The organism is Traorella massiliensis, assembly GCF_900104665.1.
Taxonomy (GTDB): domain Bacteria; phylum Bacillota_I; class Bacilli_A; order Erysipelotrichales; family Erysipelotrichaceae; genus Traorella; species Traorella massiliensis.
In genome coordinates this window covers 564,944-591,614 of record NZ_LT629969.1, presented here as the reverse complement: position 1 = coordinate 591,614, position 26,671 = coordinate 564,944, and the positions used below count along the sequence as shown (strand labels likewise).

Below are 26,671 nucleotides of genomic sequence, written 5' to 3'. Positions count from 1 at the left end.
TAGTGCTAGTATTAATTTAGGGCCAGTTAAACTGAGAAATTCTCCAAAGATCAATCTTGATTTTTAATAAAGAAAAGACTATCTTTATTGCGAGAAAGATATACAGATATTGTTTATAAAATTGAAAAGAGGTTTTGAATACTATGAGCAGTAAAAAGAAAGTCATTGATAAAGAATTTAAAATAAATGCAGTCAAATACAAAGAAGAACATCCTGATTTAACCTGTGAAGAGGTGGCATCAAATCTTGGAATATCTACAAGTTCTCTTTACAGATGGGTGAATGAATATGCTTCAACCGATGATAAATCGAATGTTTTTAGGGGCTCTGGCAATTTTTCGAGTGATGAAGCTAAGGAAATTGCACGTCTGAAAAAAGAAAACAGAGACCTTAAGGATGCTGTTGAAATATTAAAAAAAGCTATGAACATTCTCAACAGCCAGTAGCTGCCATCTATCAGGCAGTAAAGGAATATGTTGAACAAAATATAGGAATAAGAGGCATTTCAATAAGGTCAGTATGTAGGATTATCGGCATATCACGAAGTGGCTTGACCAGCTGGCTCCATCGAAAGAAATCAAAGCAACAGAGCAATAAGGAGAAAATCAAGAAGATGATCAGGGGAATTTATGAAACAAGCAAGGAAGTCTATGGAGCACCAAAAATAACATATATTCTCCGACAAAAAGGACTAAAAATATCACAGAAGACAGTAACCAATTATATGCATGAAATGGGCATAAAAGCGTGCTACATCAAGCCCAAAACAAAAACAACGATATCAAAAGATTTCAGCAGCAAACTCAAGAATATCCTCAAAAGGGATTTCAATCCTGAAAAGCCGGATGCAGCATGGTGTACAGACATCACGTATATATGGACATATACAGATGGTTTTGTCTATTTAACGAGCATCATGGATCTGTATTCAAGAAAGATCATAGCATGGGTGCTTACAAAGGACATGAAAGCCTCATCAGTTTTGGAAGTCATTAAAAGAGCCAAGAAGCGGCGAAATGTGAATCATCCACTGGTCATACATAGTGATCGCGGCATACAGTTTACATGTGAGGAATACAGAGAATTAACTAAAGATTTAAAGAGAAGTTATTCAAAAAAAGGGACACCATGGGACAATGCATGCATAGAATCATTTCATTCATTATTGAAAAGGGAGTGGATAAACAGATATAAAATATGGGATTATGAACAAGCGAAGAGATTAGTGTTTGAATACATAGAAACATTTTACAACACAGTGAGAATACATGGACATTGTCAATACATGAGTCCAGATTCATATGAAAAAGAATATTACAATCGTCAAATACAATCACTACAAAATTACAAAACTATCAATTTAACTGGTACTTTTTCTTGACATAGTACCAAAGCGAAGACNCCATGCAGTTTCGTTTTCCGGATCATCTTTTCCTTTTCACAGATGACCTTTTCCAGTTCCGTTTCCTTTTCTCTGATCTTCATTCTGATCCTATTCATTCTTTTATCTGTTTTCTGGATCAGTTTTTTATTCAAGGCAGCATTAGCCTTTAGCAGGGCCTTGGCTTCATGGACAGCAGACAGAGGGATATAGTCATTGAGATGAAACTGCTTTTTAAGAAGCTGATGAAGCTCGCTGTCCTTAAACGAGGCTCCCTTATAGGCACGATCGTAAAGACATTTATAGGCCTTATGAAGGACACGGTTATAGACATCAAGATCATGAAGAACGGTGTTCTTCAGATCAGGGAATTCTCGGTAATAGAAACGGTTGGAAAGAGAAAAGACTTTCATGATGCCTCCTTGACAGAAATGAGATGTTTTGTACATATATTATATCATATTAATAACAATAATGATACTATAATTTCAAATTAATGATATATATTATCATAACATAAATCACACTTAACTTTTTTTATTTTCTTTCATCATCTTTCTATCAATCAAAAAATGAAATTTCCTAATATATAAAAAAGTTTTTTCTCATAACTAAAGCAATCCTTTCTTGATTTATATATATACTCACAGTATAATAAAACAGGTGATTAAATTGAAAAAAACAAGTTTACTACTTATCAGCCTTCTGCTTATCGGATGTTCTCCAAAAGAAAAACAGGCATATAATGATTCAACCATGCAGGCAGGCTTTGATACAGTAATTTCTATTCAGCTATATACAGATAGTCAGGAAGAATTTGATGCTGCTTTTAAAAAAGCATCAGATGCTTTTCTATATTACAATTCTCTTTTCGATAAATATCACGATTATGATGTTGCTAATATCAAAACGATCAATGATAATGCTGGTATTCAGCCTGTGGAAGTATCTCAGGAAATCATTGATATGCTCCTTCTTTCAAAAGAATACAGTGAGCTAAGCAATTATCAGTTTGATGTCACATTAGGTCCTGTACTAAGCCTATGGCACGATGTTCGAGAAAAAGCTCTCAACGGTGAAGAATATGTGTTACCTGCTGAAGAAGAACTGCAAAACGCTAAAGCATGTACAGGATGGGATAAAGTAGAAATCAATGATGAAAAAAATACTGTCTATTTGAATCAGTCCTGTGCCAGTCTGGATGTTGGAGCAGTCGCAAAGGGATATGCAACTCAAAAAGTTACTGAAATGCTTCTTGAAGAAGGATATGCTAATGGGTATGTCAATGCAGGAGGTAATGTAGAATTCCTTGGCAACAAGCTTAATGGTGACTTATGGCGTACTGGAATCCTGACGCCTGCTTTACAAAACAGTACAACATCTATCATCACGTTAGAACTTGGGGGACAAGAAGCCTTTGTAACGAGTGGTGATTATCAGCGTTATTTTATTCATGATGGAAATATCATGCATCACATTATTGATCCCGATACTCTTTATCCTGCCCGCCATGCAAAAAGTGTCACTATCTTATGTAAAGATAGCGGAATTGCCGATATACTTTCTACCACTCTTTACACAATGACTTATCAGGAAGGTGTTGCCTATTTAGAAAAGCTAAAAGAAAATAACATCGAAGCTGAGGCAGTCTGGATCTATGACAAAACCGATGAAATTGAAAATGAAAATTATCGTGAAAAAGATGGATATTATATTCTTACAACACCTAATATAGAATCCAAAATCATAAATTAAAACGCTTCATAATCGAAGCGTTTTTTCTTATCTATAATTAATTCTTTCAATCAGTTCTGTCGTCTTTCCATCATAAATTTCCGCTATATCATTTTCAGCATCTACCCAAATCGTACCTACAAATGATTCGCTATCTAACTGATTCCATGCTTCATCTGTATTTGCATTATAAGCTTCATCATAAGGGGCTTTCGGATATACTCTTGCCCATAGCTCACCTTCATAATTAGAAAGAATATTTTCAGTATAAAGATAGTCAGCAAGTTTTTTCAATTCATCTTCAGTAATTTCCTCTAAAGAAAGATCTAACACATAATCATAAATCGTTTCATCATCTTCATAATAATAAATCTCAAAAGGAGTAGTGTAGGCATTTTCATCATTTCGTTCATATAATGTGCCAGTAAAAGTAAATTCACTGTCTTCTGCAAAATTAGGACATTCAACTGTTTTTGAAGCATAAGAATATGGAGCCAAACCAGTTACCGAAAGCTGAAAATCACAAGCCTCTAAATCTACCGTACCTGTATAATAATAATCCATATTATTGAAGACCGATAGAGTTACCTGGTTATCATCCACCACTTCATAATACACATCGACATTCTCCGATCCTTCAAAAATTTCTGATGTTTCATCTTTACCAACCGGTTCCCCTAAGACCTTTTCCGCAACATCATTATGATTGGCATGTACATAATCTACTTCAATCGTTTCTTTGCTGCTGCATCCTGCCAGTAGACACAGCGCTAATACCGTTATTAATTTTTTCATATTGCACCTCTTTACATTTATATAATTTATATTAACGTATATACTTTAATTTGTAAAGCTTTACAAGGTAACATCATTAGTATCTTTTTTATACATACTGGCACTATTAAGAATCAACAGAAAAACGGTACCTGTCTGTATCCAAAAAACCGTATAATCAAAAATACCATGAATCAAAACCGCTAAAATAGCACATATGATTAATGCAAATAATTCAATATTGATTTTTTTAGCATATAACCGATAAACTTCTTTTACAACGGGCCATGCGAAATAACAAATCATTCCTACTCCTACGATACCAAAAGAAAGCAATGGATCAAGATACACACTATGTGAATGAAAAGCCTTACGCCCATTCAGACTTTCATAAATCATATAATAAGCACTCGGTCCTCGTCCAAATAATGGGGTTTCACAAATTCCCTTGATTGCTGTAAACCATATTTTTGTACGATTGAAAAAGTAACGAAGTATGTTATCAAACCGTGGAAAAATCTCCGGATTCAAAAGTACGATCACAACAACAAGAACTATCATCAGCACTAAAAACAGCGAAGTTTTTTTATGCTTATTAATATAGAATATGAGAGGTATCGTTACTAAAAAGCTTAACCAGCCAGCCCGACAGCCACTCAAATAAAGAACAAAAAGATTACATAAAATCGTCACTACATAAAATACAACCCGATGAATAGTTTTTGCATGAAGAATCTTATAAAGGCACATCAACACTAAAAACTGAATCATCATTCCATAATAATTTGCATTATAAAAAGTAGAATTGATTCGATTAGCAGGAGAATCCTCCACAATAAATTCATCAAAAGGATAACCCAGACGATCAACGATCTGAGCATATTCCAGCAACCCCCATACGAAACAGCACAATGACAACAAACAGCAAGTATCTACGATAAAAGTAAATAAGCGTTCATCGACATAATTACGGTAATACAGAATAAAGATCGCTACAAATACAATTCCAACGCACTGCATAAATCCTCGATAATTCTGATAATAAAGTGATACTGCCATTGAAAGAGCGCCAAAGATAAGTGCCCAATGACCTCTTGGTGTATTAAAAATAATTTTTTTTAACTGTTTTGTATATATAAGATAAATAGCTACCCCTACCATAGCAGCCAATGAAAAGTAATGCGGTAAGAAAATTGTAAAAACTACAAACATAATAATATATTGATCAACACTGTAGCCAAGAAGTTTTCTTTCACAAAATGCTTTAATCGATTCCATATATCCCTCCAACATTCCAACATATTATAAACAATCTCCGTAGAAAATACAATCACAACAGGATATCAAAAAAAGACTAAAATTCATAACCAGGAATTTTAGTCTTTTCTTTTATAATTTTTTATCATCAACATTATCTAAATATATTTTCACAAAATCTACGATTTCCTTCAAAGATCCTCTTTCAAAAGGAGATGTTAAATGAGCCGTTCTAACAATTTCCAAGAAGCTTTGTGTGCCACCAGCCTTGCAGATAGCAACATAATCTTTCCACATGTCCGGATCATGTTCCTGACATCTTTTCCAAAACTGTAAACTGCAAGCCTGAGCTAACGTATAATCAATGTAATAGAACGGATCAGAAAAGATATGCCCTTGCTGGAACCAGTAATTCCCTCTTTCCAAAAAATCACAGCCTTCATAATTTTTATAAGGAAGATACATTTTCTCTAATTTTCGCCATGTTGCTTTTCTTTCTTGAGGTGTCATATGCGGATGATTATAAACCTCATGCTGGAAATGATCGACCAATACACCATAAGGCAAAAATTTCACAGCTGAGCTCAAGTGTAAAAAGTGATATTTAGCTGTATCTTCACCAAAGAAAAGATGACTCCATGGCCAGGTAATAAATTCCATGCTCATCGAATGAATTTCACAAGATTCATATGTTGGAAATTCTAATTCAGGAATGGCATGATGTCTTGAAGAATAGACTTGAAAAGCATGCCCCGCTTCATGCGTTAAAACATCAACGTCACCACTGGTGCCATTAAAATTAGAAAAGATAAAAGGCGATTCATATTCACTAATATAGCTGCAATATCCCCCTCCAGCTTTATTAGGTTTGCTTTCAAGATCCAAAAGCTCACGATCGATCATCATATCAAAAAATTCTCCTGTTTCCTTTGAAAGTTCATGATACATCTGACGAGCCTTTTCTACTAATTCTTTACAATGTCCTTTCGGTGTTGGATTCCCGCTTTCAAACTCAACATTCAGATCATAATATTCCATCTTATCTAAACAAAGACGTTCTTTTTGTCTTTTTACCAATTCACAAGCCAATGGAACAACATTTTCAAGGACTTCTTTACGATAATCTGCTACCATGTTTTCATCATAGTCAAGACGGGTCATGCGCAGATAGCCGAGTTCTGTGAAATTTTTGAATCCTAATTTTTTAGCCATCCTGTCACGTACCTGGACAAGTTCATCGTAGATACGATCAAATTCAGCTTCATGTTCTTCATAAAATTTGAATTTAGCTTCACTTGCTTTTTTTCTAAGTTCACGATCTTTTGATTCACATAATGCGGAAATACCTGGCAAATTATAAATTTTACCTTCAAATTCAATCTTTGCGGAAGCCTTCAATTTATCATATTGAGTTGCAATCCTATTTTCTTGTTGCAAATCTTCCATGATTGCATCATCAAAAGCTTTAAGCTGACAAGAAATGATACCAAAAAAAGTTGATGGAATTCTTTTCTTCAATTCATCCAAAAGATCACTTTCCATAATCGTTTTGTATAAGCGTGTATCTAATTGCTGATAAAAAGGCGAATATTCATCCCAATAATCATTCTCCTTTTCATAAAACTCATCAGCCGTATTGATCGTATATCTTAAAGAAGCAATTGTTTTCATGCTCGTGATATGATTTCGCATTTGGTTTAATTTATTAAAAACAACCATAAATTTATCTGCATCCTGTGCTTCCTTCAACTCATCAATATAATCTGCATAATGTTTTTGTACCTGTTCTAAATCAGGCCTTTCATATTTATATTCACTAAATTTCATAAAGTATCCTCCTACAGCAATTTTACACTGCTTTCAGATTGAATACAATGAAATTCAAAATTAAAAGTAAACCAAAGACTGGTTTACTTCATTTCATAATCGATCACAACTTTAATTTGATTTCCACTAGCGGCATCTTCAATAGCCTTTGGAAAATCATCAATTGAATATTTCTTTGTAACGATCTCACCTATACAAGTTTTATTCTTCTGTAAATGATCGATAACCTCAACGATCGTTTCCGGTTCATATCCTCTAGAACCATAGATCATAGGCTCTGTTGCAATAAAATTCATACCATTTAAAGAAACTTCCTTCAAAACAGATACAACAGCATAACGAGTTTTTTCTCTTGCAAAATCAAAACACTGTTTCAATAAAGCAGAAGAACCAGAAGCCTCAATATACATATCTACATCAGGCAATGGAAAATAACCTGGAAATGCTCCCAATAAACGAATGAGCTCTTCTTTTAAATCCACATTTACTGTATTCACAGTTGCTGCACCAAGATGCTTGGCAGCTTCTAAACGTCTTTGATCACGATCAACAACGACAACTTTCTTTAATCCTCTGGCAATAAGACTTGCGGCTGCACAAAGACCGATGGTTCCTGCACCTAACACAACTACTTTCTCATCTAGCTTTGGCACTACCTTGACTGCTGCCTTAGTACCTACACATAATGGTTCAATTATAGCCATCTTATCTAAATCAGTATCTTCTAAATGATATAAGTTAACATTCATTGCAGCGTTTTTTACTAGTGCATATTCAGAGAAAGCACCTGCAGCCGTTGAACCTGCAACTCCATTTTCAGTACTTTTCGTTGGATCAACAAAAACGAGATCTCCTATTTGAACTTCATCTGATACTTCACAGCCCTTCTCAGCAACTCTTCCTATCATCTCATGACCAAACTGTGAATCCGCAGGTAATCCATACCCCTCACCGCCATGAAGATAAATTCCTACATCAGAGCCACAGATACCTGCTCTAAGATTTTTTACCAACACATCTTTGCTCCCTACTGATGGAATCTCTCTTTCTTCAACAACAATGTTTTTAGCACTTTTATAAATCGCACATTTCATCATTCTTTCCATTGTTTAAAACTCCTTTCTGATAATCCTATTATAACCATTTCAGCCTTTTATTTACATTAACGATTTTTATAAAAAGTAAATAAAAAGGTAACATTTATTTATAATTGTCACCGTGTTTATATGATGAAAGATCTTGAATGGAACTTAAATAAATCTCCGCAAGAAACTCTGCTGATTCTTCCATTCCTTCATGCATCCATTTTTTAAGCAGCATCGCACTGCTTGCAGCATATTTATATGATAGATAATCAAGTTTTTTCTTATCTTCAATATAGGGATCATATAAATTCCTGCAAAGCTTTGAACAATGTGTAATAATAATATCAAATAGTGAATTTTGCCCTTCGCTTTTCATAGCTATCATAAAAAAATCTTTATGTTTCAAAAATTTCTTATAAGTAGCGATTACTTCTTTTTTTTCATCTACTTGATATTGTAATCCATTGATCATCGTTTTTTCTATTTCTTCACAGAATATACATTCGAGAATTTCCTGTTTATCCGCAAAATAATTATAAAAAGTCTTTCTTGAAATATTAGCATTATGACAAATATCAGCTACTTTTACATCAGTAGTATTTTTTTGAATTACTAAATCCATATAACTTTGAATGACCGCATCTTTCGTATTCATGATTATCCTCTTTATTTGTGTGCATTATATCATCTTATTCTACATTTAGTAAATAAGTTATTCAGAAAAAAGCTATGACTTACCTAATGAAAATAAATTCTTTTTTGATGATCTTGTATAGAAATGACTGAAATATGCAATTATCTATGATATTTTTAGCTCTGCTTTTTAAAAGAATGATAATATTTATGAAAACACAATGATTTATTTTATACAAAAAGATCAGCAGTTATTTAACTGCTGATCGTATTTATTTACTAGTGATTCTTTTAATTAATTTAACGATTTCTACAATGATGATCGTTGAGAATGCCAATCCTACTGATACTAGAGCACATGTTGGAGAAAGTGGTACTAGATCAAAGATATCAGCAAAGAAAGGTACATTAATGATCATGATCTGTAATGCTGCACCTAATAATGCACTTCCCCAAAGATATTTGTTATTGAAAATCTGTTTAGAGAAAATACTAGCATGACTCTTCACATTGAAAGAATGGAAAAGCTGAGCTGCAGATAACGTAACAAATGCCATTGTCATACCTGTTTCGTGATTGAAAGTTTCACCATATGCATAAGAGAGAAGTGTTAAAAGACCAACCATGATACCTTGCCAGACAATTGTGAACATCAGGCCATGTGAGAAGAAATCTTCATCTTTCTTACGAGGCTGACGATCCATGATATTAGCTTCTGTTGGTTCAAGACCTAATGCAAAAGCAGGAAGTGAGTCTGTAATTAAGTTTACCCACAATAGATGGATTGGTAACAATGGAACACCAAATCCGCTTGCAGGTATTACTACTGAAATCAAAGATGCAAGGAAAATCGTTAATACTTCGCCGATATTGCTTGATAAAAGATACTGAACATCCTTTTGAATGTTATCAAAGATACCACGGCCTTCACGAATCGATGTAATGATCGTCGCAAAATTATCATCTGTCAATACCATAGCTGCAGCACTCTTTGCTACATCTGTACCTGTAATACCCATTGCACAACCGATATCTGCTGCTTTCAGGGCAGGAGCATCATTAACCCCATCACCTGTCATTGCAACGATATGACCTTTTGACTGCCATGCATTGACAATTCTTACCTTATGTTCAGGAGCTACACGTGCATAAACAGAGAATTCTTCAATGTGCTCCATCAGCTCTTCATCACTCATATTGTTTAACTCCGTACCACTGACAGCTCTTGTTCCTTCAGTCAGAATACCAAGTTCTTTTGCAATAGCACTTGCAGTATTGATGTGGTCACCTGTAATCATGATCGTACGCACACCTGCTTTTTTAGCAGTAGCAATTGCATCTTTAGCCTCTGGACGAGGTGGATCGATCATACCTACCAGACCAACAAAAGTTAAGTGATTTTCAACTGTGTCAAAATCAATCGTTTCTGGCATCTTATCCCATTTACGGATAGCTACAGCTAATACACGTAATGCTTTGTCTGCCATCAGGTTATTCGCTTCCATGATCTTATCAACATCTGCATTATCACATTTGTTTAAGACAACATCACAGCCACCCTTAGTGATTGAAATGATTTCACCGTCAACTTCATAAAAAACGCTCATCATCTTACGATCAGAGTCAAAGCTAAGTTCTTCTCCACGTTTGTATGTTTTAGCAAGTTCTTCCTTAGAATAATTCTTTTTCAAAGAAGCAGCAACTAATGCTATTTCAGTTGGATCGCCAATTTCTTTTCCATCTTTGATCTGCGCATCACTGCACAATGTGAAGTAGTTCAACATTTTGATTTCATCTTCACTATTCGCATCATCTAAAGACTTTAAGCCTTCTTTGCTATAAACCTCAAGAACTGTCATCTTATTCTGAGTCAAAGTTCCTGTCTTATCAGAGCAAACAATTGAAGTGCTTCCCAGTGTTTCAACTGCTGGCAGTCTTCTTACGATTGCATGATGCTTTACCATCTTCTGTACAGATAATGCCAGTACGATCGTAACAATCGTTGCAAGTCCTTCAGGAATAGCAGCAACTGCTAATGCAATACTTGTCTTGAATGCTTCTAAAAGCGATTCCAGACCACCGAAATATTCCATCGCAAATACGATGATACAGATAGCGATACACATCACACCAATCATTTTACCGATTTCATTCAGTTTTACCTGCAATGGTGTCAGTTCTTGCTTTTCGTTCATCAGCATATCAGCAATCTTACCAACTTCATTCTGCATACCTGTTGATGTAACAATAGCACGTCCACGTCCATAAGTGACATTACATGACTGATAAGCCATATTCACACGGTCACCTAATGGCATATCTTCACTTTCCAGCGGATCAGCTGATTTATGAACAGGTACACTTTCACCTGTTAGGGCTGATTCATCTATCTGTAAATTGTGGCTTTCAATAATACGTGCATCACTACCAACACAGTCACCAGCCTCCAGAATCAGCAAATCACCAACGACAAGCTCCTTCGCATCAACGACCATTGGCTGATTGTTACGAATGACCTTTGCTGTTGGTGCACTTAACTTCTGTAATGCTTCCAAGCTTTTTTCAGCCTTGCTTTCCTGTACAACACCTAAAATAGCATTGATCAAAACGACTATCAAAATAATAACACTGTCAATCCATTCAGTTGGTTCTACCGCAATTGAAACAGCAGCAGCAATCAGCAGAATAATCACCAGTGTGTCCTTGAACTGATTTAAGAACTTAATTAAAAGACTTTCCTTTTTCTGTTCAGCAAGTTCATTGTAGCCATTTTCTTCAAGCCTTTTTGAAACCTGCGCACTAGTCAGACCACTTTGAGAACTGGTATCTAGCGCTTCTTCAATTTGTTTTGTTGTTTTAGTTAACATAGTTCCTGGTATATTATAAATGACTCATTTAATAGTCATTTACAGTATACTTTTCCTTTCTATCAACCCTTTAAACCGTGGTTGATTACGGTTTTGTTAATCTGTAAAATTGAATAATGTGAATGTGGATTTGTATTATTCCTTGTGGCTTGACTACTTTAAGGAGGTTCTTACCACACCTTATTCCTAAATAATGATGAGTTAGATGAGTCTTTGAATTCGTATTTTGAACCAGGTTTTGTGGTTTAAGTGTTGTGGATACCATTTTCACGTATTTTAAAGAAAGGATTTTATATCATGAAATTAGTTGGAATCGACATTGGAAAGAATAAACACTTCTTTTGTATCATGGATAAAGATACCGGAGAACTTATCGTTCACCCTGCTTCTTTCTCTAATGATAAACATGGCTTTGATCTGCTTATTCAAAATCTTAAACCTTACTCTAAAAAATCTATCTTAATTGGTATGGAAGATACCGGACACTATCATTTTGCTTTGTTGAGATTTCTTCTGGATAGAAACTTCTCCGTTGCTCTTATCAATCCTACAACCACTGATTTTTCCCGTAAAATGCAAGGTGGTATTACCAAAAATGATAAGCTCGACACTTTGACTATTTGTGATGTCCTGGATACTCCAGAACGTAAAAAGCAGTATCGTATCACGAAAGTTAACAGCTTCGATCTTTATGAACAGAAACAGTTAACCAGACATCATCATAATCTGAAGGAAGAGCTCAATGTCTACTCAAACCGCCTGCAAAGGTGTATTGATATTGTATTCCCTGAATTCAACAGTCTGTTTGATTCCAAATATAGCCGTGTATATATGGCGGTGCTTAAAACTTTTGGCAGTGCTGAAGCTATCGCTAATGCTGATATAAGAAGGATTCGTCGATGCTTTGAATACAAAGGCAGAGGAAGACGTATTTCTTTAACCCCTGAAATGCTTAAGGATCGTGCAAAATCCTCTGTTGGAATTCCTTCATCAGCAGACGTTATTCAGATCAGACATCTGGTCGATCAAATAGAATTGATCCATGAGCAAATTACTGAAATAGATAAAAAAATAGAAGAGTTCTCGCTCAAGACAAACTCTCCTATCCTCTCCATACCAGGAATTTCTCATTTCTCTGGTACTTCTATTTTAGCGGAATTAGGAGATATAAGCAACTATTCTAATGCAAGAAAAATCATAAAGGCTGCAGGGGTGGCCCCTTACCATTACGAATCAAGTCAGTTTGCTGCACAGCATACAGCTATTGCCAAGAAAGGATCAAAGTATCTTCGAAAGACCTTGTATCAGATCATACTGACAGTTATTCGATGCAATCCTGTATTCAAGGAATACTATCAGCTTAAGATCTCTCAAGGCAAGGGACATCGCTGTGCTCAAGGACACTGTGTAAGAAAGCTGCTTAGAGTTATCTATCATTTAGTCACTACGAATCAGCCATTTAATCCTGATTTGTTAAGATAAATAATTAACTTCAAACAAATTTTAGAAATTCCCTTCATCAAGGTTGTTTTCATCATGCCCAAAAAGTACAAATCACTATTCACTTTTCAAAGAACAGCTCCAGCTAACATACAAAACTAGAAATTTTATATTTTCAAACTTTTTCATCTAATTCTCTTGATTTTTATATAGTTAGCTCCTTACTAAAATAAAAAACCCTTATCCACAACACGTTGAATAAAGGTCTTGCTTATCATCATTGATAATCACATCCGGCTTTAGAAGCGTGTTGACGAATGTGATAATGAATTGCTTCATCAGCTACTCCCCCTTATATTGGGTTTTTGTACAGATGAAATGATACCATACCCAAAACACTTCGTCAACAAATTTATTTATACATTTTTTCTAGAATGTCAATGATTTCATTCACTTTTTCTTCACCGTTTCCTTCTTCAAAAGCTTCTTTTACACAATGGTTCATATGGGCTCGAAGAATTTCATGGTTTACCTTGCTTAAAATCGCCTGCGTCGCCATGATCTGTGTTGAAATATCAATACAATAACGGTCTTCTTCAATCATTTTAGAAATACCATTAAGCTGTCCTTTGGCGGTATTCAGCAGACGGTTAATTTTTTTCTTATCTGCTTTCATAAGGCTCAATACTTACGACCTTATAGCCCTCTTCCTCAACCTTTGCTTTCAAAAGATCATCACTGATTTTTTGAGGACTCGTTACGATTGCATGATGCTCATCTAAAGAAACCTCTACACTTACGCCATCAATACTTTTCAATGCCTTTTCTACATGGCGAACACAATTCATACACATCATTCCTTCAATTTTCACTAATTTCTGATTCATTTTTTTCTCCTCCTTCACTATTTTCACTTCTGTTTTTACTATTTTTTCATCTTTCGATGATTCATGCCGTGCATCAAACTTAAATCTTCTTAAACGTAAAGCATTTGTTACTACAGATACCGAACTAAAGCTCATCGCAGCTGCTCCGATCATTGGATTGAGCTTCCAGCCAAACAATGGGAAGAAAACACCTGCGGCCAGCGGAATTAACGTAGCATTATAAATAAACGCCCAGAACAGGTTTTCCTTGATATTACGCATCGCTGCCTTGCTCAGCTTAAACATATTGCTGACATCCATAAGATCATCTTTCATTAATACGATCTGAGCACTTTCCAAGGCAATATCACTACCGGCTCCAATAGCAATCCCTACATCTGCACTCGTTAAAGCTAAAGCATCATTGATGCCATCACCGACCATCGCAACTAAGTGGCCTTCCTTTTGATATCGTTTTACGACATCTGCCTTTTCACTTGGCAGCACTTCTGCAATGACCTCATCAACACCACACTGTTTTTGAATTGCCAAAGCACTTTTCTGATGATCACCGGTAACCATGACCACCTTGATCCCTTGCTGCTGAAGCTTTGCGATAGCTTCCACACTGGATTCTTTGATCGTATCCAGACAAGCAATAATACCTAAGATCTTATCATCTCTAGCAAAAACAAGCGGTGTCTTGCCTTCATTGGCCAATCTTTGCATTTCATCGTCCACCTTATTTAAGTCAATACCGCTTTCTTTCATAAAGGAAGCATTACCGCCATAAACAGTATGTCCATCGATCACACCTTTGACACCTTTACCAAAAACAGCTTCAAAATCATGAATCTCTAATTCTGAAACATTTTCTTCTTTTGCTTTATCCATAATGGCTTTTGCCAGCGGGTGTTCACTGCTCTTTTCCAAAGAAACAGCGACACTTAACAAATCATCATCAAAAGAAATGATATCACTCACGCTTGGATGACCGCTTGTAATCGTTCCTGTCTTATCTAAAAGCACCGTTTTTACCTTGTGGGCATGTTCCAATGCTTCACTGGACTTGATCAAAATACCATTAGAAGCTCCCTTACCCATGCCAACCATAATCGCTACCGGTGTTGCCAATCCTAAGGCACATGGACAGGAAATGACTAAAACACTGATTGCAATCGATAATGCAAATTCAAATGTCTGTCCAACAGCCATCCATACGATAAAACTGATCAAAGAAATGATAATCACTACCGGTACGAAGATTCCTGAAATCTGATCAGTAAGTTTCGCAATCGGTGCCTTTGATGAACTCGCTTCTTCTACCAGCTTGATCATTTGAGCCAATGTTGTCTCACTGCCAACCTTGGTTGCTTCAAATTTCACCGTTCCTTCCAGATTGATCGTTGCACAAGTCAAACGATCCCCATTTCCTTTCGCAACCGGCATGCTTTCACCGGTGATGGCACTTTCATCAAAACTAGAATTTCCCTCAATGACAACACCATCTACAGGTACGCTCATGCCAGGCTTTAGTACGATAATATCGCCAACCTTCACCTCTTCAATAGGCACACTGATTTCTTGACCATCTTTAAAAAGAATGGCTTCTTTCGCAGAAAGAGACATCAGCTTTTGAATGGCTTCGCTCGTCTTTCCTTTTGATTTAGTTTCTAAGTATTTACCTAAGGTAATCAGCGTTAAGATCATCGCTGCACCTTCAAAGTAGAGTTCCATATGATATCTCTCTACAATAGCCATATCCATATGTCCAAGCCCATAACCTAACATATAGATTGCATAGATACCATAGACAAATGAAGCACCTGAACCAATGGCAATCAGTGAATCCATGTTTGGCGAACGATGGAAAAGTGCCTTAAAACCATTGATAAAATATTTCTGATTGATAATCAATACCGGTAAACATAACAGAAACTGTGTAAATGCGAAAATAAGTGCATTTTCATGTCCCAAAAGAATAGACGGAAGCGGCAAGCCCACCATATGTCCCATTGATATATAAAATAGTGGAAGCATAAAGATTAAAGAAGCAATAAAACGTTTCTTCATACCCTCAGCCTCATCTTCTTTAATCACTTCTGATTTCTTTACACTATTTGAAGCGTTAGGCAAAGTAGCACCATAACCCGCTTTTACGACACAATCAATAATTTTCTGATCATCCAGCTTGCTTTCATCATAATTTACCTGCATATGATTTGTCAGCAAATTAACACTGACCTGTTCGACTCCATCAAGCTGTGAGACGCTTTTTTCGATCCTTGAGGAACATGCGGCACAGCTCATCCCCTGAACATCAAAATCTTGTTTCATACGTTCCCTCCTAACACCCCCATAGGGTGTCTATATTGTAACGCCCCTCTTATGATCTGTCAAATCATTTGATTCATTAATTATTCTTTTTTGCTTCTTCTAAAGCCTGATCCATGATTTTTGCCACGACTTCACTTTTCGCATCAGCATAATTCTGCACATATTTCCATTTCATCTGTGCCAGTTTCTTTTTTGTTTCTTCATAAAGCATTCTTGCCTCTGGATGAGCACGCAAATAATTTCTAAAAAATAAGATATTTATCAATTTCTTTCGAACCTTTTGAAAAAACATGTAAATTAATATCTGTATCCGGTCCTTTAAACATATGATGATTTTCAAAATCAGGCTCTTTGATCCTTAAAACATAACCCTGCTGACATAAAGCCTCCACATAATCTTCTTGCCCTGCATCTTCTACGACAAGCAGGATATCAATGATCGGCTTTGCACTTAAACCAGCAACGGAAGTTGAACCAATATGTTCGATCATCAACGCTTTATCTTTTAAAATTTGTGAGATTCTTTTTTTCTCTTTTTCAAATAAAATAGGCCATTGTTTATCATACCCTACTAAAAGAATTTTCTGATTGTGTTCCTTTTGACCACTTACAATACATTTTTCAATATATTCATCACTTAAAACTGACATAATATCCCCCTACTCATATTCACATAATATTTCCAAATGCTCCGGCAAATGAAATATTTTTTCCTTTAGAAATGACGGATATAAATATTCTTGACTAACTCTATCAAAACTGATCCATTCAAATCTGAAAAGATGTTCATGATCTTTAGAAATAAACGTATTATCTGTAAACAGGCCATCATTTTTAGAAATATCCACCAGATAATAAAGACACAATTCATGAAAATGCTCATGAGTAATATCTTCTTCAAAAAAACTTTGATTCAGCCATAGAGGGCGAATGATTTCACCATCAATTCCCAATTCTTCTTTTAATTCTCTCAAAACAGCCGTTTCAGCTGTCTCATTCATCTTGACTCTGCCGCCTGGAACATAAAAATATGAAGATCCTTCATCTTTCATCATCAACACTTTTTGCTCATGGATCATAATGGCTCCAACCCGATAATTAAACCTTCCCTCTTTTGTTTTAAATGAAATATCCATCTTTCTATCCTCCTTTTCTATAATTATATTAAAACAAAAAGAGTGCCGCAACACTCTTTACATTTGATCTTTTAATCTAAATCTTTACCATTAGAAGCAATCACTTTTTTATACCACTCAAAACTCTTTTTCTTGCTTCTTCTTAAGCTTCCCTTTCCTTCATCATCTTTATCTACATAGATAAATCCATATCGCTTACTCATCTCTCCCGTGCTTGCACTTACTAAGTCGATCGGTCCCCATGTCGTATAGCCTAACAGTTCAACTCCATCAATCTCAATCGCATCCTTCATCGCTTTGATATGTTCTCTTAGATATTCAATACGATAATCATCTTCCACATATCCGCTCTCATCTGCCTCATCTTTCGCTCCTAATCCATTCTCTACAATAAATAATGGCTTCTGATAGCGATCATATAAGTCATTCATCGTTATTCTTAATCCCATCGGATCGATCTGCCAGCCCCATTCACTCGCTTTTAAATATGGATTCTTTACTGACTCGAAAATATTTCCTGCTGTCTTCTCACTTTCATATTGATAAGCTGATACTCTTGAAGAATAATAGCTAAATGAAATAAAATCTACTGTATTCTCCTTTAAAATTTCTTGATCATTTTCTTTATATGGTATTTCAAAACCATTTCTTTCAAACTCTTTTAACGCATAATTTGGATAAGCTCCTCTTGACTGTACATCAATGAAGAAATAGTTTTTATGATTATCCTTTAAAGCAGCAAGCACATCTTCCGGCCTGCATGAATACGGATAATAGGAACCTGCTGCCAGCATACAGCCAATCTTGTTTTCAGGATCAATCTTATGACCAATCTTGGTCGCCCATGCACTTGCAACTAATTCATGATGAGCTGCTGTATATAGTGTCTGATAACGATCTTCACCTTCTTCAAAACAGATTCCTGCTCCCATAAAAGGTGCATGAATGAGCATATTGATCTCATTGAAAGTCAGCCAATACTTTACTAACCCTTTATAACGAGTAAATAAGACAGTAACGAGATTTTTATAAAAATCAATCATCTTTCGATTACGCCATCCTCCATATTCTTTGATCAGATGCATCGGACAGTCAAAATGAGTGATCGTTACTAAAGGTTCAATGCCATATTTATGACATTCCTTAAACAGAGCCTCATAAAATTTCAAGCCTTCTTCATTGGGTTCTTCTTCATCACCCTTAGGGAAAATTCTTGACCAGGCAATCGATAAGCGATAAGTTTTAAAACCCATTTCACCAAACAGCGCAATATCTTCCTTAAAGTGATGATACATATCGATAGCTTCTTTTGCAGGATAATAAAATCCTTCTTCAAAATCAAACATCTGTCTTTCACCACTGGCAACCTTCCATCTCTCACTGCCATGAGGAATCACATCGACATTGGCAAGACCTCTTCCGCCTTCATCATAAGCACCTTCACACTGATTGGCAGCGGTTGCACCTCCCCATAAAAAATTTTTTGGAAAGCTCATTTTAATTCCTCCTCATCTATTTCTCTACATCTTATGCTTTTTTTAACCATTCATTTCTATTATTCTTTAAATAAAGATCGCCTTGTTTTCTCATTTAATTACAATATTTATTCCTAAAACACTTATGTACAAATATCTATAATAAAACTAAATAAAAGATTTCCTGTAATCAGATATATGATGAAATACTCTTTCATTATCCATCATATGGACCACTGATTTCAATAATGTTACCATCCGGATCTATTAGATTAAAATAATAATATGGCATATGAACATTGACATATAAAATTTCAGAAACTTCGCCAATATTCAATTTTTTTATTCTTTCATATTCCTCTTTTAAATCATCTGTTTCAAAATTAAATATTACCATATTATTCATCTTTTTCTCTTCTGGCTTATAAAAGTCATCTAAATAAGCCTGATTAAAATGAATATGACCACCTTTTTCAATTAGCTTTTCATCGTATTTCTTATTGTATATCGATATAGAATTACCACAATGAAACGTAATCCAACGATCATCATTACAATAAAAAGGATCCTGCTGAAGTAATGCTTTATAGAAAGCTAAAGATTTTTCCATATCAGAAACACATATATAAGTCGTACCTAGCTTCATTTTTCTCCTCAATAACTTCTTTATGACTCAAGCAAAACTTTTACTAATGAAAGCTTTTTTCTTTTCGCATAAAATGCCGCTTTGATCAATCCTTCACATTCCTCACTTTTAACTTCAAAAATATTGACAGTCTCCCCATCAGCACTTTCCTGTTTTACCAAACTATTCTTTTTTCCCAGAATAAACAGATTGATTTCTTCTTCTAATTGAATCTCCCAGACTTTAGTTTCTTTAGGTAAATCAACACATTTTAATAAATATTCCGCATCTTTTTTTCACTTTTTCACAAAAAGGAGAAGATAAGATCTTTTCTTCATGATAAGAGTGAGCACATTTAATTAGATATTCATCAAGATGCGAAATATCAAGACCCACTTTTTTATATACATCTCCCATAAAATCAATCAAAAAATCATCTTTTACGATTTCATACATCAAAGCTTCATATTGATCGAGTTCATCAAGAGTCACCTTTTCTTTTTTTAAATCAAAACGTAGAATAATATTTCCTCCATAATAAGGCAAAACAATATATTCCTCATAAGAAACGACACCCTTTGTTTTCTCATAAATCTCTTGACTTATTTTTTTTTGATATTTCCTAGCAATTCATCACTTAGACAATACATCACTGTTTCTCCCTAATTATAAAATATCTACTCTTCCTTTATATTTTTTAATATATTCTGCATTAACGGCATCACCACGATCAAGATTACCGCTAACCCAAATTGGCGGATCGATTCCTTCATCTGCCAGATTTTGAATCGCCTGTCCCATGATGCCAATCAATAGACTCATTGCCACTACCGTAGAAGTTGAACAGAATTTCTCACTGACACGTTCGTCTTCAAGTACTGCATCTCCTTTAACACCACATATATCTAAGACAATATCACTGACATCTTTCAATAATTTTCCACTTGAATGACGAGAGGTTACTTGAGTCGAATAACCAAGCGAAGTAACACAGATAACTTTCATTCCCTTTTCTTTAGCTGCCAATGCCATATCGATACCTGCCGCATTACGTCCGGATACAGACACGATGATCATTGTATCGGCTGTTGAAGTCTGCATCGTATCTAAAACAGAGGCGGCCACGCCTTCACATCTTTCCATCACTTGTGAAAGACGTACCTTTGGATAGATATTATACTGAGGTATCATAATAGCATTAATCGGTACTAAACCACCTGTACGGAAACAAAGTTCCTCCCCAAACATCTGAGAATGGCCACAGCCAAAAACATGAACCAGTCCATCATGACGCACGGTATCACTAATTATACGTGCACACGCTTCTATCTTTTCCTCCTGTTGAAGCGCTTGATCCAATTGATCTTTCATGATCTGTGCAAATTCAATATATCTTTTTTTCATAATTCCTCCATCTTATTGAATATAACTCATATATTCTTTCACAAATTCTTTAAAATTCTCTTCACCCATCTCAAAGATTAATTCTTCTTCCGTATATTCCTTCGTAATACCATTAAATAAACCATTTTTACACTCATCAATGCCTAAAGTTCGAATCACTTCACAAGCAAATTCCCGATATGCGAAACCAATAGCCGTAATCACATTTTTATCTTTCACGATTGGCTGATGAATCATCTTTTCATAAGGAATAAAGTCTAAATATCTTGCGATTTCATCCCACATGCCACTTGTGAAATGAACCTCATCCAAAAGCCCGGCTTTCGCTAAAAGCATCGGCGAAGATGAAATACTCGCAATCAGAATATCTTTTCCTTTCAATGAACGCAAAAATGAAATATTTCGCTCATCAAACAAAGCTGGCAGGGGATCATAGATGCCTGGCAGTATCAAGCAGCCGTATTCATCATTAAATTCATCAAAAGTCTTATTCGCAACAACTTGAAAATTATCCTCTGTCTTAATCATGTTTTGAGTAGACGCAAATACATCTACATCAATATCAAAATATACCTTTAAACCATCCGTTAAACAAGAAATTTCCTGCATAGAAAAATAAGGATATATCATGATACCAATTTTTTTCATACCATCACCTCACTTACATGATAATCGATAACTATCATCAACAAAAGCCAAGATCTTTTCAATCTCTATGCTTCCATCAAGCAAGATCGTAATCCAATGTTTTTTGTTCATATGATAGCCTGCGAATATCTTTTGATCATCAATTAGCCCGGCAATACTTTCCTGATGAACTCTTACATCAATGATTTCACTGATTTCATCACTCTCCATTCCTAGTTTTCTTTTAGAAACTTTCATCAAAATACCATACCATTTTTGATTATTTTTATTTCTCCAAATCGCATTATCCGGAAATTTCTTCCACAGAAATTCTAACTCATCTCCATACTTCTCTTTCACATAGTGAATAACTTCTTTTGCCTGTTTTGTTTTAAACACATCCGGATCTGTACAAGAATCAACCATATCCATCAATATCTTTTCATATTCATCTTTGATCCTTCCGACAAAATCACCGCCAGCATCACTAATATCAGCTAAGACATATTCTTCATTATCTAAAACATCGATTACTTTAGAATACTGTAAATTTTCAGATAAGTATATGATCACCTTAAAAGCTCCATCACAAATCTTTTTTTCATAACAATATGCACCATCTTTTATCATAAAACCAAATTTTAGAAGCTTTTCCTCATCTATCGCTTTATTTACAAAATACTGTTCAAGCCTTCTCATATCAATTTCTCTTTTACTTATTCCAGATCAATTCGTACCTGTTCACTGACACATACCCATACCTTGTCATTGGGCTGTTTATGTATTTTATTTCGAATATCTTTACGAATTCCAATGATATAACAGATAGAGCCATCTGCATTTTTTACTCCCATGTTTACGATACTGCCATGATAGGGTTCACCATCAAAAGTAACATAGACCTTAACTCTTCCTTTCCCAAATTCTTTACGAATATCATATGGGAAACGCACATAGGCACCACCTTTTTCAGGAACAGCTTCGATTACTGCTTCAAATTCATAGATTTTATCATTCATCTTTTTTCCTCAAGATCTTTTCCATAGGTTTGCCCTTTGCCAGTTCATCTACCAGTTTATCTAAGTAGCGGATTTCTTTCATCAGACCTTCTTCCATCTTTTCCACACGTACACCACAAATACTGCCGCTAATCAATGCCCTATCAGGATTTAATACAGGTGCATTTCTAAAAAAATCGCCATAACTTACATCATTTTCTAAAGCATTTACGATATCCTCTTCACTATAACCGCATAGCCAGTGAATGATATGATCTACTTCTTGTCTGGTTCGTCCTTTCCTCTCTGCTTTCGCAACCAGCAAAGGATATACTTTTGAAGTTCTTTACAATTCCCATACTGACGTCCTATCTTTTCAGCATTCTTTAGATATTCCTCTACTTTATCAGACATAAATATCATTCCTTTACATACACCCTTGTGTGAACATTTTCATGTTTTCATTGTATCTTTTTATCATAAAAATATCAATATGGTCAAAATTATTTGATGGTTTATTTCTCTTATCTGGGCATTTGCCTACTATTTTTTTTGTTTGAAGAATAGGCTATTATAGGAGGTATTTATGCCAACAGGAACATTACAGATTTTTACCAGTCTTGCTGAAGAAGCATTGGCACTCAGCAATGTGATTGTCCGTATCTTTAAAGAAGAAGATGGTGTTATTATATTCGAAAAGTATTATATTACAGATATTGAGGGACAGAGTCCTGTGATTACTCTTGAAACTAAAAATAGAGATTTATCTTTAGAAGAAAATAATTCATTGCGTCCTTATGAAATTTATAGTGTTGAATTGTTTCTTGAAGGATATCTAAGCGAATTGATTCAAGGTGTTCAAATATTTGCTGATGAGTCAAGCGTGATCAATATAAATATGATTCCTGATATATTAGTCAATTATGAAACAGAAGTAGAAACCATTCCTGATCATCATCTATTGACCAATTATGGCGGAAATAACGTTTCTCAGTCACCAACCCGGATTCAGGGTGGCAATAGTGAGCAGGATTATAAAATGGATGAAGAAAATTATCTTACAACTCCTGAAAGAATCATGTTTGTTCAAAAAGGAGTTGTCATTCCTCGTCAGATTCGTGTTCATTTAGGAAGGCCTACGGCTAAAGCAGAAGATATCACCGTTGATTTTATCTATTATATCAAAAATGTATGCTCTTCCGAGATATACCCTACATGGCCAAAAGAATCTCTATTAGCCAATATCCATGCCCAGGTTTCATTAGCTTTGAATCGTGTTTACACAGAATGGTATCGTTCAAAGGGATATGATTTTGATATTACAAATAATACGGCTTTTGACCAGGCATTTGTAAAAAACCGTAATATTTTTGATAGCATTTCAGTACTTGTTGATGATGTGTTTAATCAGTTTTTAAGAAAAAGAAATTATGCAGAACCTTTTTATGCAGAATATTGTGATGGCAAAATTGCACAGTGTCCGGGAATGAAACAGTGGGGTACTTTGACTTTGGCAAATGATGGCTTAAGTGCTATTCAAATTCTACAATTTTATTATGGAGATGATGTACGTCTGGTTTCATCGGATCGCATTGAAGATGTCAAAGGATCTTATCCAGGAACACCTCTAAGATTAGGCTCACAAGGTCCGGATGTTTATCTGCTTCAACAGCAGCTTAATGCTATTGCTGTGAATTATCCGCTCATCACACCTATTTATCCAGTAGATGGTATATTTGGAACAATGACAGAAAATGCTGTTCGTATTTTTCAAAAGCAGTTCAATCTGACACAAGATGGAGTTGTTGGAAAGAGTACATGGTATAAGATCAATTATATTTATGTTGCTGTTAGAAAACTAGCGGAGCTGAGCAGCATTGGACGAGTTGAAAATGAACGTAGCGGTGAGTGGCCACAGGTCATTTTAAAATATGGAGATCGGGATCTTTATGTCCAGCAGATTCAATTTTATCTTAATACGATTGCCGCTTATAATAACGCTATATCGCCAATTTCGAATATTGATAGTTTTTTTGGGACTCAAACATTAAATGCTGTTCGCTCCTTTCAGAAGTTTTATGGACTGACAGTAGATGGTATTGTTGGTGAAACAACATGGAATCGTATCTTTTCAATTTATTCAGATATGGTCAATTCTACTAATCCTCCTAATCAGGCACCTGTATATCCGGGAATTGCTATTGGATTAGGTGCAAGCGGACAGGATGTATTAAATATCCAAGAAGCATTAAATACTGTAGGTATGGAATATCCTTCTATACCTATATTAGTAGAAGATGGTATTTTTGGCATTCGGACAAGCGAGGCCGTTGTTCGCTTTCAAGAACTTTTTGGCCTTGATGCTGATGGAGTTGTTGGACCAAACACATGGAATGCTTTGTTTGAAGCTCAGAATAAAATTATTAATGGTGATGCTTCTTCACCTGCATTTCCACCATATCCTGGTACTCCTTTACGTTTAAATTCAAGGGGTGATGATGTTGCTCTGATTCAAAATCGTCTTAATTTTATTTCTATTTATTATCAGAATATCCCTAATGTTACAGCTGATGGTATTTTTGGTGTACGTACCCAGCAAAGCGTCATCGCTTTTCAAAAAATGCTGGGTCTTGATCCTGATGGCATCGTTGGAGCGCAGACTTGGAATAGGATCAATGAAATATTTAATGAATTAAACGGTTAAAAAAAGAATGGTTTCTGACCATTCTTACATAGTTTCTGATATCTTATCTTTAAGAAAATGAAATAGCACATATTCTGCATAAGTATCCATGCCACAATATTCAAATAATGCCTTTTTTACTTCTTCTGCATGGGTAGCCTCTAATTCCTGATATTTCTTAACTGCTAATAGTCCCTGATTGATCTCAAGTTCATCATAACTTAAGTCAGAAAATAAAGATAACAGTTTTTTTAGATTATATTCACCCGCCATTCGGGTATCATAAATCAGCCCGCTTGAAAAAGGTAATGCCAAATCGACCATTCTCTCCCAGACAGAACGCAGTTGTTCTTCATACTGGCTAAATTGTTTCGCTAGCTGTTGAAGACGCAAAGCTTCAGCTCCCTGTGCATTGAACACAAGAATTGTTCCTTCTTTAGGAATCTTAGAAAGCAAATCTTCAATAAATGCAATTCGGCAATCACCATCGCCGATAAATTGTTCATGACGAAGTTTTTGTCCTTTTTCCTCAATATGCATCGAATATTGAAATACAAGTACATCGTATGGCTTCATTCCTTTATAAGGCGGATAAGCAAATGTCTGCCATTCAAAATCAAGATAGGTAATCGGATAACTGACTTTATCTACCCAAGTCTTTAAAGCCATTTTATCAATAAATAAACCTCTTTTCTTAGCGGCCATAACTTGTGCATACTGAATTCTAGTAGCTTCAATCTCATCACCATGTACCATGGCCATATCTGTGATCCCCATTTCTTCACATTCGTATTTTTTTGAAGACTGTACCAGATTTAAAATTGATGTATCATGCTGATTATCTGGAAAACATTCCTTAAAATATTCACATTTATAATGTGAAGTACAGATTGAACTGCGTTTTTTCTGAACCTGACTCATGTTGGGAAGTGTTTCGATAGCATCTAATATCTTATCCAGATCACGGCGCTGCTGTTCAATCAATTCACTTGCTTTACCACATTTTTTATTTTTGTCATTGTAAAACTCATCACTCAATGTCAGACACTCAAAAACATTCAATTCATCATCTCTTGTATATTGAGCGTTGATATGAATCAAATATATTTCATCGACATGCATCTTATTTTTAGCCATAACCTCAATTAAATCAGCTGCTTTCTGTGCTTCAGAAACTTTTGGATAACATTGTGAATATATCAAATATAATATATTTTTATGATCTTTTCTCACAAAACACGGTATTTTAACACGTAAATCACGATATGCTATACGTGCTTCTAATAAAGGCTGATTTTTTTCATATGCCTCAAGCGCTAATAAAGGATCATCATTTCTTTTTCCCCTAAATACATTTTCTAATCCTAAATATTCAGCCGCTAATTGAAATATATCATATTGAATCGTTGCAAATGAAAAAAAAGGTAAACTGTTTTGTTTTGAATACCAAAAGTATTTATCACATCTTGTAAACTTTCTTAAATCAGATTCATGAAGCATATAATCACCTTTTTCTATTATA

25 protein-coding genes and 1 pseudogene are annotated in these 26,671 nt (G+C 35.1%); 5 read left to right on the top strand and 21 right to left on the bottom strand.

The features are described 5' to 3' along the window. Positions 1–143: 143 nt before the first annotated feature. From BQ5367_RS10115 to BQ5367_RS10100, 3 genes are all read left to right on the top strand, one after another. Positions 144–446: a transposase gene (locus BQ5367_RS10115; RefSeq protein ID WP_071440699.1), complete on the top strand. Its 303-nt coding sequence runs from the start codon at positions 144–146 to the stop codon at positions 444–446. Continuing rightward, entirely contained in the window at positions 410–1,381 is a 972-nt protein-coding gene (locus tag BQ5367_RS10110; protein WP_083383113.1) for an IS3 family transposase, read from the top strand. The genes BQ5367_RS10115 and BQ5367_RS10110 overlap by 37 nt, the downstream gene beginning before the upstream one ends. A gap of 672 nt (positions 1,382–2,053) precedes the next feature. Beyond that, entirely contained in the window at positions 2,054–3,136 is a 1,083-nt protein-coding gene (locus tag BQ5367_RS10100) for an FAD:protein FMN transferase (protein ID WP_083383238.1), read from the top strand. Between the two features lie 27 nt (positions 3,137–3,163). On the opposite strand, the gene BQ5367_RS10095 is transcribed toward BQ5367_RS10100, so the two are convergent. From BQ5367_RS10095 to BQ5367_RS10070, 6 genes are all read right to left on the bottom strand, one after another. Beyond that, complete coding sequence (locus tag BQ5367_RS10095) at positions 3,164–3,910, bottom strand: META domain-containing protein (protein WP_071442378.1); 747 nt, start codon at positions 3,908–3,910, stop codon at positions 3,164–3,166. Between the two features lie 60 nt (positions 3,911–3,970). Further along, positions 3,971–5,167: an O-antigen ligase family protein gene (locus BQ5367_RS10090; protein WP_071442377.1), complete on the bottom strand. Its 1,197-nt coding sequence runs from the start codon at positions 5,165–5,167 to the stop codon at positions 3,971–3,973. A gap of 111 nt (positions 5,168–5,278) precedes the next feature. Continuing rightward, positions 5,279–6,973, bottom strand: coding sequence for a M3 family oligoendopeptidase (locus tag BQ5367_RS10085; RefSeq protein ID WP_071442376.1), 1,695 nt, complete (start codon positions 6,971–6,973; stop codon positions 5,279–5,281). A gap of 83 nt (positions 6,974–7,056) precedes the next feature. Then, positions 7,057–8,079 (bottom strand): zinc-dependent alcohol dehydrogenase, encoded by a 1,023-nt coding sequence (locus tag BQ5367_RS10080; protein WP_083383236.1) that lies wholly within the window; start codon positions 8,077–8,079, stop codon positions 7,057–7,059. A 94-nt stretch (positions 8,080–8,173) separates the two neighbouring features. Further along, a complete protein-coding gene (locus tag BQ5367_RS10075; RefSeq protein ID WP_071442375.1) occupies positions 8,174–8,713 on the bottom strand; it encodes a TetR/AcrR family transcriptional regulator in 540 nt (179 codons plus the stop codon). Positions 8,714–8,963: 250 nt separating this feature from the next. Beyond that, complete coding sequence (locus BQ5367_RS10070; RefSeq protein WP_071442374.1) at positions 8,964–11,558, bottom strand: calcium-translocating P-type ATPase, PMCA-type; 2,595 nt, start codon at positions 11,556–11,558, stop codon at positions 8,964–8,966. A 297-nt stretch (positions 11,559–11,855) separates the two neighbouring features. Between BQ5367_RS10070 and BQ5367_RS10065 the strand changes: the two genes are divergently transcribed. Further along, positions 11,856–13,040 carry an IS110 family RNA-guided transposase gene (locus tag BQ5367_RS10065; RefSeq protein ID WP_071440703.1) on the top strand — a complete coding sequence of 395 codons (1,185 nt, stop codon included), beginning with the start codon at positions 11,856–11,858 and terminating at the stop codon, positions 13,038–13,040. Between the two features lie 370 nt (positions 13,041–13,410). Here the strand turns inward: BQ5367_RS10065 and BQ5367_RS10060 are convergent, their stop codons facing one another. The 14 genes and pseudogenes from BQ5367_RS10060 to BQ5367_RS10005 all read right to left on the bottom strand — a co-directional run. Beyond that, positions 13,411–13,674 (bottom strand): metal-sensing transcriptional repressor, encoded by a 264-nt coding sequence (locus BQ5367_RS10060; RefSeq protein WP_071442373.1) that lies wholly within the window; start codon positions 13,672–13,674, stop codon positions 13,411–13,413. Then, the gene (locus BQ5367_RS10055; protein ID WP_071442372.1) at positions 13,661–16,201 is read right to left on the bottom strand and encodes a heavy metal translocating P-type ATPase; all 2,541 of its coding nucleotides are present in this window, start codon (positions 16,199–16,201) and stop codon (positions 13,661–13,663) included. The genes BQ5367_RS10060 and BQ5367_RS10055 overlap by 14 nt, the downstream gene beginning before the upstream one ends. 76 nt (positions 16,202–16,277) lie before the next feature. Beyond that, a complete protein-coding gene (locus BQ5367_RS13990; protein WP_268874453.1) occupies positions 16,278–16,493 on the bottom strand; it encodes a GrpB family protein in 216 nt (71 codons plus the stop codon). Further along, positions 16,444–16,851 (bottom strand): GrpB family protein, encoded by a 408-nt coding sequence (locus BQ5367_RS10050; RefSeq protein ID WP_268874452.1) that lies wholly within the window; start codon positions 16,849–16,851, stop codon positions 16,444–16,446. Before BQ5367_RS10050 ends, BQ5367_RS13990 begins: the two co-directional genes overlap by 50 nt. 9 nt (positions 16,852–16,860) lie before the next feature. Beyond that, positions 16,861–17,337, bottom strand: a complete 477-nt coding sequence (locus BQ5367_RS10045; protein WP_071442371.1) for an NUDIX hydrolase — start codon at positions 17,335–17,337, stop codon at positions 16,861–16,863. Positions 17,338–17,408: 71 nt separating this feature from the next. Continuing rightward, positions 17,409–18,833 carry a 6-phospho-beta-glucosidase gene (locus tag BQ5367_RS10040; RefSeq protein ID WP_071442370.1) on the bottom strand — a complete coding sequence of 475 codons (1,425 nt, stop codon included), beginning with the start codon at positions 18,831–18,833 and terminating at the stop codon, positions 17,409–17,411. Between the two features lie 196 nt (positions 18,834–19,029). After that, on the bottom strand, positions 19,030–19,458 hold the full coding sequence (locus BQ5367_RS10035; RefSeq protein ID WP_071442369.1) for a VOC family protein: 429 nt from the start codon (positions 19,456–19,458) through the stop codon (positions 19,030–19,032). 20 nt (positions 19,459–19,478) lie between these two features. After that, complete coding sequence (locus BQ5367_RS13540) at positions 19,479–19,619, bottom strand: hypothetical protein (RefSeq protein ID WP_154667091.1); 141 nt, start codon at positions 19,617–19,619, stop codon at positions 19,479–19,481. 79 nt (positions 19,620–19,698) lie between these two features. Continuing rightward, the gene (locus BQ5367_RS10030) at positions 19,699–19,983 is read right to left on the bottom strand and encodes a hypothetical protein (protein ID WP_071442368.1); all 285 of its coding nucleotides are present in this window, start codon (positions 19,981–19,983) and stop codon (positions 19,699–19,701) included. Positions 19,984–20,103: 120 nt separating this feature from the next. After that, on the bottom strand, positions 20,104–20,841 hold the full coding sequence (locus BQ5367_RS10025; protein WP_071442367.1) for a sugar isomerase domain-containing protein: 738 nt from the start codon (positions 20,839–20,841) through the stop codon (positions 20,104–20,106). A gap of 12 nt (positions 20,842–20,853) precedes the next feature. Beyond that, the gene (locus tag BQ5367_RS10020) at positions 20,854–21,489 is read right to left on the bottom strand and encodes a DJ-1/PfpI family protein (protein ID WP_071442366.1); all 636 of its coding nucleotides are present in this window, start codon (positions 21,487–21,489) and stop codon (positions 20,854–20,856) included. Between the two features lie 9 nt (positions 21,490–21,498). Then, positions 21,499–22,167: an MmcQ/YjbR family DNA-binding protein gene (locus BQ5367_RS10015; RefSeq protein WP_071442365.1), complete on the bottom strand. Its 669-nt coding sequence runs from the start codon at positions 22,165–22,167 to the stop codon at positions 21,499–21,501. A 17-nt stretch (positions 22,168–22,184) separates the two neighbouring features. Further along, positions 22,185–22,487, bottom strand: coding sequence for a DUF1905 domain-containing protein (locus BQ5367_RS10010; RefSeq protein ID WP_071442364.1), 303 nt, complete (start codon positions 22,485–22,487; stop codon positions 22,185–22,187). Continuing rightward, positions 22,480–22,794, bottom strand: a pseudogene (locus BQ5367_RS10005) (DUF2200 domain-containing protein); the annotation flags it as partial. The gene BQ5367_RS10010 and the pseudogene BQ5367_RS10005, both read right to left, overlap by 8 nt. A gap of 258 nt (positions 22,795–23,052) precedes the next feature. Between BQ5367_RS10005 and BQ5367_RS10000 the strand changes: the two are divergent. Continuing rightward, complete coding sequence (locus BQ5367_RS10000) at positions 23,053–25,170, top strand: peptidoglycan-binding domain-containing protein (RefSeq protein WP_071442363.1); 2,118 nt, start codon at positions 23,053–23,055, stop codon at positions 25,168–25,170. Positions 25,171–25,194: 24 nt separating this feature from the next. Here the strand turns inward: BQ5367_RS10000 and BQ5367_RS09995 are convergent, their stop codons facing one another. Further along, positions 25,195–26,649 carry a DUF2779 domain-containing protein gene (locus tag BQ5367_RS09995; protein WP_071442362.1) on the bottom strand — a complete coding sequence of 485 codons (1,455 nt, stop codon included), beginning with the start codon at positions 26,647–26,649 and terminating at the stop codon, positions 25,195–25,197. Positions 26,650–26,671: the final 22 nt, after the last annotated feature.

Bases quoted from the DNA above. Each gene is read 5' to 3' on its own strand.
- BQ5367_RS10035 (WP_071442369.1), bottom strand. From the start codon at position 19,458: ATGAAGCTAGGTACGACTTATATATGTGTTTCTGATATGGAAAAATCT.
- BQ5367_RS10070 (WP_071442374.1), bottom strand. From the start codon at position 11,558: ATGTTAACTAAAACAACAAAACAAATTGAAGAAGCGCTAGATACCAGT.
- BQ5367_RS10010 (WP_071442364.1), bottom strand. From the start codon at position 22,487: ATGAATGATAAAATCTATGAATTTGAAGCAGTAATCGAAGCTGTTCCT.
- BQ5367_RS10060 (WP_071442373.1), bottom strand. From the start codon at position 13,674: ATGAAAGCAGATAAGAAAAAAATTAACCGTCTGCTGAATACCGCCAAA.
- BQ5367_RS10045 (WP_071442371.1), bottom strand. From the start codon at position 17,337: ATGGATATTTCATTTAAAACAAAAGAGGGAAGGTTTAATTATCGGGTT.
- BQ5367_RS10015 (WP_071442365.1), bottom strand. From the start codon at position 22,167: ATGAGAAGGCTTGAACAGTATTTTGTAAATAAAGCGATAGATGAGGAA.
- BQ5367_RS13990 (WP_268874453.1), bottom strand. From the start codon at position 16,493: ATGTTTTTTCAAAAGGTTCGAAAGAAATTGATAAATATCTTATTTTTT.
- BQ5367_RS10115 (WP_071440699.1), top strand. From the start codon at position 144: ATGAGCAGTAAAAAGAAAGTCATTGATAAAGAATTTAAAATAAATGCA.
- BQ5367_RS10085 (WP_071442376.1), bottom strand. From the start codon at position 6,973: ATGAAATTTAGTGAATATAAATATGAAAGGCCTGATTTAGAACAGGTA.
- BQ5367_RS10000 (WP_071442363.1), top strand. From the start codon at position 23,053: ATGCCAACAGGAACATTACAGATTTTTACCAGTCTTGCTGAAGAAGCA.
- BQ5367_RS10050 (WP_268874452.1), bottom strand. From the start codon at position 16,851: ATGTCAGTTTTAAGTGATGAATATATTGAAAAATGTATTGTAAGTGGT.
- BQ5367_RS10080 (WP_083383236.1), bottom strand. From the start codon at position 8,079: ATGGAAAGAATGATGAAATGTGCGATTTATAAAAGTGCTAAAAACATT.
- BQ5367_RS09995 (WP_071442362.1), bottom strand. From the start codon at position 26,649: ATGCTTCATGAATCTGATTTAAGAAAGTTTACAAGATGTGATAAATAC.
- BQ5367_RS10090 (WP_071442377.1), bottom strand. From the start codon at position 5,167: ATGGAATCGATTAAAGCATTTTGTGAAAGAAAACTTCTTGGCTACAGT.
- BQ5367_RS10075 (WP_071442375.1), bottom strand. From the start codon at position 8,713: ATGAATACGAAAGATGCGGTCATTCAAAGTTATATGGATTTAGTAATT.
- BQ5367_RS10025 (WP_071442367.1), bottom strand. From the start codon at position 20,841: ATGAAAAAAAGATATATTGAATTTGCACAGATCATGAAAGATCAATTG.
- BQ5367_RS10020 (WP_071442366.1), bottom strand. From the start codon at position 21,489: ATGAAAAAAATTGGTATCATGATATATCCTTATTTTTCTATGCAGGAA.
- BQ5367_RS10055 (WP_071442372.1), bottom strand. From the start codon at position 16,201: ATGAAACAAGATTTTGATGTTCAGGGGATGAGCTGTGCCGCATGTTCC.
- BQ5367_RS10095 (WP_071442378.1), bottom strand. From the start codon at position 3,910: ATGAAAAAATTAATAACGGTATTAGCGCTGTGTCTACTGGCAGGATGC.
- BQ5367_RS10065 (WP_071440703.1), top strand. From the start codon at position 11,856: ATGAAATTAGTTGGAATCGACATTGGAAAGAATAAACACTTCTTTTGT.
- BQ5367_RS10040 (WP_071442370.1), bottom strand. From the start codon at position 18,833: ATGAGCTTTCCAAAAAATTTTTTATGGGGAGGTGCAACCGCTGCCAAT.